The sequence below is a fragment of the Streptomyces sp. NPDC055749 genome (genome assembly GCF_053617235.1).
Window position 1 is genome coordinate 87,281 of sequence record NZ_JBSHFH010000031.1, and the last position, 7,104, is coordinate 94,384.

General features: G+C 69.8%; 5 protein-coding genes. All 5 read right to left on the bottom strand.

Annotation, left to right across the window (positions count from 1 at the left end):
* Nucleotides 1–235: 235 nt before the first annotated feature.
* Entirely contained in the window at nt 236–1,960 is a 1,725-nt protein-coding gene (locus ACWGO0_RS23065) for a carbohydrate-binding module family 20 domain-containing protein (protein ID WP_453538036.1), read from the bottom strand.
* Nucleotides 1,961–2,374: 414 nt separating this feature from the next.
* Nucleotides 2,375–3,433: a LacI family DNA-binding transcriptional regulator gene (locus tag ACWGO0_RS23070; RefSeq protein ID WP_453538039.1), complete on the bottom strand. Its 1,059-nt coding sequence runs from the start codon at nt 3,431–3,433 to the stop codon at nt 2,375–2,377.
* On the bottom strand, nt 3,418–5,094 hold the full coding sequence (locus ACWGO0_RS23075; RefSeq protein ID WP_453538042.1) for a glycoside hydrolase family 13 protein: 1,677 nt from the start codon (nt 5,092–5,094) through the stop codon (nt 3,418–3,420). The genes ACWGO0_RS23070 and ACWGO0_RS23075 overlap by 16 nt, the downstream gene beginning before the upstream one ends.
* 105 nt (nt 5,095–5,199) lie before the next feature.
* Nucleotides 5,200–6,078 carry a sugar ABC transporter permease gene (locus ACWGO0_RS23080; protein WP_453538045.1) on the bottom strand — a complete coding sequence of 293 codons (879 nt, stop codon included), beginning with the start codon at nt 6,076–6,078 and terminating at the stop codon, nt 5,200–5,202.
* Nucleotides 6,075–7,104: carbohydrate ABC transporter permease (locus ACWGO0_RS23085; protein ID WP_453538048.1), on the bottom strand; the 1,030-nt coding region annotated here is incomplete at its 5' end. The genes ACWGO0_RS23085 and ACWGO0_RS23080, both read right to left, overlap by 4 nt.

Here is a 7,104-nt window from a genome sequence, read left to right on the forward strand (position 1 = left end):
AGGGTCTCCTTGTGTTCGGGAGTCGGGGTGGACGGTCAGGTGTGGGCACCCGGGGGGGCGGGGGCGCACCAGGGTGTCTCCTCGGACCACGCAGACTCCCCTTGACCGGAGGGGAGCCGTGCAATTACTGCGTGGCCCTGCGGGGACCCCCTTCAGCACCCCCGCCCCAGGTCGCCCGGACCATCCGGTGCGCACCCGGAACCCGGATGCGCACCGGGGTCCGGTCCCCCGGGGGTTAAGCGCGCCAGACGTCGGCCGTCAGCGTGACCTTGCCCGAGGCGGGCACCGTGGCCGTGCGGTTGGCGCCGCTCTCCCAGGTGACGTTGCCGCTCGCGTCCTTGCGGACGTACTTGTACTCGAACGACGTTCCGGCGGGCAGGCTCACATCGAGCTTCCAGACCGGGTACGTGGCCGGGTCGAGCTTCAGCGCGGCGGCGGGGTTCCAGTTGCCGAGGGCGGACTGGTTGCCGGTGACGTAGATGTTCTGGCCGAGCTGGGTGGTGGCGTTGACGCCGAAGGAGGCGCCGGCGGTGACGGGATCGGGGTCGGTGCCACCGCCGCCGCCCGAGCAGGTACGGGCGTTGACGTGCAGGGCGACCGCCGTGCCGGCGGCGACCGTGGCGGTGAACTGGCCCGAGCCGTTCACGGTGACGCCCTTGGCGGACTGGACGTCGCAGTAGTCTCCCGCGGGCAGCGAGGTCTGGAACGTGCGGGTCAGCGAGGAGCCCTCGTGGTTGATCGCCACGTACGCCTTGGAGCCGCGTCCGAAGGCGATCTGGTCGCCGCCGTTGTCCCACCAGTTGGAGACGGCCTCACCGCGGGCGGTGTTGCGGAAGCCGGCCATGGAGGAGATCTCGCGCCAGGCGTGCTGGCACTTCCAGCCGTCGCTGTAGCAGGCGTTCACCTGGCCGCCGTTGGGCGGTCCTGCGTCGTGGCTGCTGAACTCGTAGCCGGAGTGGACGTCCGGGGAGCCGTAGGGGTAGGCCAGCATGAAGACACTGGCCAGGGTGTACTTCGAACCGTCCTTGTAGTTCAGCGTGTCACCGCCGCGCTCCGTGTCGTGGTTGTCCACGAAGACGGCCGACTTGCCGGACTCCATGAAGCCCCAGCCCTCGCCGAAGTTCTTCAGGTTGGCGAGGTTCTCGTTGTTGAAGACCTGCTTGAGGCTGCGGGCGTACCGGAACTCCTGGACGTCGCCGCTGCCGAGGTACTCCGAGGGCGAGACGGCCTCGCCCGCGCCATGGATCGCCTCGTGCTTCCAGTACACGCCCGGGTTGCTCAGCCGGGACTTGATGTTGGCGAGGTCGCCGGCGGGCATGTGCTTGGCCGCGTCGATCCGGAAGCCGTCGACGCCGAGGGAGAGGAGGTCGTTGAGGTACGTGGCGATCCGGCCGCGTACGTAGTCCTCACCGGTGTCCAGGTCGGCCAGGCCGACCAGTTCGCAGTTCTGGACGTTGCCCCGGTCGCCGTAGTTGTTGATCTGCGACTGGCAGTCGTTCATGTCGCTGACGGAGTAGATGCCCGGGTAGTCGTACTTGCCGTACGAGCTGCCGCCCGTGCCGGTGCCGGAGCCCGCCGACATGTGGTTGATGACCGAGTCGGCGATGACCTTGACGCCCGCGCCGTGGCACGCGTTGACCATGGCGGAGAAGGCCGCGCGGTCGCCGAGCCGCCCGGCGATCTTGTAGCTGACGGGCTGGTACGAGGTCCACCACTGGCCGCCCTGAATGTGTTCCTGGGGCGGCGAGACCTGGACGAAGCCGTAGCCCGCCGGACCGAGGGAGTCCGTACACGCCTTGGCTATGGAGTCGAACTTCCACTCGAACATCACGGCGGTGACGTCCTTGGTTCCCGGGGCTGCGGCCTGGGCGGTGCCTGCGGTGCCGAGACCGGTGGGGACGGCGAGGACGGCGGCACCTGCCACCAGGGCGAGTGCGGCAGACAGGGATCTGCGTGCCATGTCTTTCCTCCTGCTGTGGGGGAAACGCGGGGTGACGGGGCAGCCTCACGTGACAACGCGCCGTGCCCTCAAGGCTCATGAAGGTTCTTGCTGCAAGAATGCAAACCTTGCCGCGGAGCAGACCGTACGAGCCCGCCCCGCCCGGGTCAACCCTTTGGACACCCCCCGCTAACATCCGCGAAATCGTGCAGCTTTCTGCCTGCAAGCTCTTTCGCAAGATATTGCGGTGCTGTTAAGTTCATCCCGACTCCGGTCCGGTCGGCCGGGGGTCCCGGTCGCCTCGGCACCGGGCCCCACGCGCCCGGCCGGCCGGGCCGGTCACGACAGAGAGAGGCATCCGGAGTCGCTCAACTCCCCGCCGGCCCATCCTGGGCCGACTCCGGTGCCTCTCCTCTGCGTTGCCGCCGGGCCCGCTCAGACCGTGCGGACCGCCGCGGTGGACCCCCGTACCACCAGCTCCGGCTGGAACACGTACTCCGTGCGCTGCACGGGGCTCCCGCCGATCTCCTCCAGCAGGGCGCCCACCGCCGCCGCCGCCATGGCCTGTACGGGCTGGCGCACGGTCGTCAGCGGCGGGTCGGTGAACGCGATCAGCTGCGAGTCGTCGAAGCCGACGACCGACACGTCACGCGGCACGTCGAGCCCCCTCCCCCTGGCCGCGCGCACCACACCGAGCGCCATCAGGTCGCTGCCGCAGACGATGCCGGTGCAGCCCCGGTCGAGCAGGGCGCCCGCCGCGACCTGGCCGCCCTCCACGCCGAACAGCGTGGAGCAGACGAGGAGTTCGGCCTCGGAAGGGCTCATCCCGAGCAGCGAGACCGCCGACTCGATGAAGCCGTCCCGTTTGCGGCGGGACGGCACATAGCGCTGCGGTCCGATCGCGAGGCCGATCCTGCGGTGGCCGAGGGCGGCGAGGTGCCCGACCGCCATCCGTACGGCGGCTGCGTCGTCCGGTGAGACGAACGGGGCGCTGATCCGTTCGTTGTAGCCGTTGATCAGGACGAACGGCACACCGCGCTCGGTCAGCGCCGCGTACCGCGCCGGGTCGGCCGACAGGTCGGCGTGCAGCCCGGAGAGGAACACGATGCCGCCGACGCCGCGTTCGACGAGCTGCTCGACGAGCTCGTCCTCCGTGGCGCCGCCGGGCAGCTGGGTGCAGAGAACCGGGGTGTAGCCGTGGCCCGCGAGGACCTGTTCGACGGACTGCGCGAACGCCGGGAAGATCGGGTTGGTGAGTTCGGGAGTCACCAGACCGATCAGCCCGGCGCTGCGCCTGCGCAGCCGTACGGGACGTTCGTAGCCGAGGATGTCGAGCGCCGCGAGCACCCGCTGACGCGTGGTGTCCGCGACGCCCGGCTTCCCGTTGAGCACCCGGCTGACGGTCGCCTCGCTGACCGCTGCCTGTCCGGCGATGTCGGAGAGCCGCAGCGCCCCGCCGGTCCGGGGTGCGGGGACGGTCACACCGTCCACCACACCGTGGTCTCGGCGGGCAGCACGAACTCGGCGCCGTCGACGGTCACGGGGGCGCTGGCCAGCAGCACCCGGCCGCGGACGGGCATCCGGACCGGGCGGGCGGTGGTGTTGACGGTGCAGACGAAGCCGGGGCGGCCGAAGACGAGGACGCCTTCGGGGGCGTCCAGCCACTCCACACCGGATCCGGCGCCGAGCCCCGGGTGCGCCCGGCGGGCGGCGATGGCCGCCCGGTACAGCTCCAGGGTGGAACCATCGGCGCCGGTCTGCGCCTCGACGGAGAGCTCGCCCCAGCCGGCGGGCTGCGGGAGCCAGCTGCCGCCGGTCCCGAAGCCGTACGAGCTGCCGTCGCGGGTCCACGGGATCGGCACCCGGCAGCCGTCGCGGAAGCCGTCCTGGCCCTCGGCGCGGAAGAACGACGGGTCCTGGCGTGCCTCGTCGGGCAGGTCGGTGACGTCGGGCAGGCCGAGCTCCTCGCCCTGGTAGACGTAGGCGGAGCCGGGCAGCGCCAGCATCAGCAGGGTCGCGGCGCGGGCGCGGCGCAGACCCATCTCGCGGTCACCCGCGGTACGGATCTGGGTGCCCAGGCCCGGCGGGTTGGCGAACCGGGTGGCGTGCCGGGTCACGTCGTGGTTGGAGAGCACCCAGGTGGTGGGGGCTCCGACGGGGCGCATCGCGTCGAGCGAGGTGTCGATCACCTTGCGCAGCTCGGCGGCGTCGAAGGCGGTGCCGAGGTACTGGAAGTTGAACGCCTGGTGCATCTCGTCGCTGCGCACGTAGTTGGCGGTGCGCTCGACGGTGGGGGTCCACGCCTCGGCGACGGCGATCCGCTCGCCGGGGTACTCGTCGAGGATGACGCGCCAGCTGCGGTAGATCTCGTGCACACCGTCCTGGTCGAAGAACGGCATGACGTCGTTGCCGAGCAGCTTGACCTGGTCGTGGGTGCCGAGGTCGGGCAGGCCCTCGGCCTTGACGAGGCCGTGGGCGACATCGACGCGGAATCCGTCGACGCCCATGTCGAGCCAGAAGCGCAGGATCGAGCGGAACTCGTCGGCGACGGCCGGGTGTTCCCAGTTGAAGTCGGGCTGCTCGGGGGCGAACAGGTGGAGGTACCAGTCGCCGGGGGTGCCGTCCGGGTCGGTGGTCCGGGTCCAGGCGGGGCCGCCGAAGATGGACTCCCAGTCGTTGGGCGGGATCTCGCCGTTCGCGCCCTTGCCGGCGCGGAAGTGGTAGCGCTCGCGCAGGGCGGAGCCGGGGCCTTCGGCGAGGGCGCGCTTGAACCACTCGTGCTGGTCGGACGAGTGGTTGGGCACCAGGTCGACGATGATGCGCAGGTCGAGGCCGTGGGCCTCGCGGATCAGGGCGTCGGCGTCGTGCAGCGTTCCGAACATGGGGTCGATGGCCCGGTAGTCGGCGACGTCGTAGCCGGCGTCTGCCTGCGGGGACGCGTAGAAGGGGCTGAGCCAGACCGCGTCGACGCCGAGGTCCTTGAGGTGCGGGAGGCGGGCGGTGACGCCTGCGAGATCGCCCATGCCGTCGCCGTTGCCGTCGGCGAAACTCCGTGGGTAGACCTGGTAGATCACCGCGTCCTGCCACCAGCCGGTGCGGTGGCCCGGGGCGCCGTCGGACGTGCCGGTGGAGGGGGCAGCGAGGTGCTGGGTCATGTCGTCCCTGGGGTGTCTGGGTGGGGAGCGGCACCGGGACCGGGTCGGGGCCCCGGCGCCGCTGTGACTGGTGCGATCGGTCGTGCGGTCGTGCGTGCGGGTGCGTCAGCCCTTGACGGCTCCGGCTGACATGCCGGTCACCAGGTGACGCTGCGCGAAGAGGAAGACGAGCGCCGCGGGTATCGCGATGAGCACGGACGCCGCGGTCATCGGGCCCCACTGGGCGCCGTACTGGTTGACGAACTTCTGCAGTCCGCCGGCGAGCGTGAGGTTCTCGTCGCCGACCATGAAGGCGGAGGCGTACGCCACTTCGCCCCAGGCGGTGATGAAGGAGTAGAACGCGGTGACGGCGAGCCCGGGCTTGGCGAGCGGCAGGATGAGCCGCCAGAACGTGCCGAACGGGGTGAGGCCGTCGACCTGTCCCGACTCGTCGATCTCACGCGGGATCGTGTCGAAGAAGCCCTTCATCATCCAGGCGCAGAACGGCACCGAGATGGTGAGGTAGGTCAGGACGAGACCTGCGGGCTGATTGAGCAGGCCGATGCTCGACATGATGTTGTAGATCGGCACGATGAGGACGGCGACCGGGAACATCTGGGTGATCAGCAGCGTCCACATCAGCCCGCGCTTTCCGGGGAAGCGGAAGCGGCTGACGGCGTAGCCCGTGGTGGCGGAGACGAACACACCGATGACGGTGGAGAGTCCCGCGATGATCACGGAGTTGCCGAACCAGCTCAGGAACTCGGTGTCCTTGATGAGGTTCGTGTAGTTGACGAACGTGGTCTCGCGGAAGAAGTCCGTCGTCGTCGCGTACTTGGCGGGCTTCAGCGAGGTCAGCAGGACCCAGAGCACCGGGAAGACAGCGATGACGGACGCGATGATCAGGGTGAGGTGCAGTCCGGCGGAGGCGATCGGGGAACGGTCGCCGCGCTTGCGCTGCTTGCGGACGGCGTGCCGTCCGGGGGTTTCCGTGAGGGTGGTCACCAGTTGTCTCCCTGCGTGCGGAGCACTCGCCGGTAGACCACGGCGAAGAGCATCAGGAGTACAAGGATCAGCACGCCCCACGTGGAGGACTGCGCGAAGTCGCGCGGGCTGATCTCGAAGGAGAATTTGTAGGCCTGGGTGACCAGGATCTGGGTGGCTTCGCCGGGTCCGCCGCGGGTCAGCAGGAAGATGACCGGGAACATGTTGAAGGTCCAGATGGTGGAGAGCAGGATCACCGTGGTCGAGACGGGCCGCAGTCCGGGGAGCGTGATGTGGCGGAACCGCTGCCAGGCGGTGGCGCCGTCCATCTCCGCGGCCTCGTACTGCTCGGAGGGTATGGACTGCAGTCCGCCGAGCAGGGCGACCATCATGAACGGGATGCCGAGCCAGACGTTGACGGCGATGACGGAGAACTTGGCCCAGGTGGGGTCGTTGAGCCACGGCACGCCGTCGATGCCGGCGCCGCCGAGGATCTTGTTGAGCAGCCCGCGGTCCTCGTTGTAGAGGAAGCGCCAGGCGAAGACCGAGACGAAGCCCGGGATGGCCCAGGGCAGGATGAGTGCCATCCGGTAGGCGGAGCGCCCCGCGAACCGGCGGTTGAGCATGTTGGCGAGGACCATGCCGAGGGAGAACGTGATGGTCACGCAGGAGACCGTCCACACCAGCGTCCAGCCGAGCGTGCCGAGGAACTGGGTACCCGTCAGTGCGTCGACGTAGTTGTCCACACCCACGAACTCGTAGGTCGCGGGCATTTCGTTGACGCCGATGGACCGCGCGACGTTGCGCTCGTTGGCATCCGTGAGCGACAGGTAGATGCCGCGGACCAGCGGATAGCCGATGATCACGCCGATCACGAGGACGACGGGGGCGACCATCGTCCAGGCGTACCAGTGCGTCGACAGAGCCCGCCGGACCTTGCTCGGCGGCGGGGGGTTACCAGTACCGCGGCTCCGGCCCCCGGGGGCCGGCGGGGCCCCCGGCCGGGCCCCCCCCCCGGGGGGGGTTAAACAAAAGTAGCAAGCCCCG

Bases quoted from the DNA above. Each gene is read 5' to 3' on its own strand.
- ACWGO0_RS23075 (WP_453538042.1), bottom strand. From the start codon at position 5,094: ATGACCCAGCACCTCGCTGCCCCCTCCACCGGCACGTCCGACGGCGCC.
- ACWGO0_RS23065 (WP_453538036.1), bottom strand. From the start codon at position 1,960: ATGGCACGCAGATCCCTGTCTGCCGCACTCGCCCTGGTGGCAGGTGCC.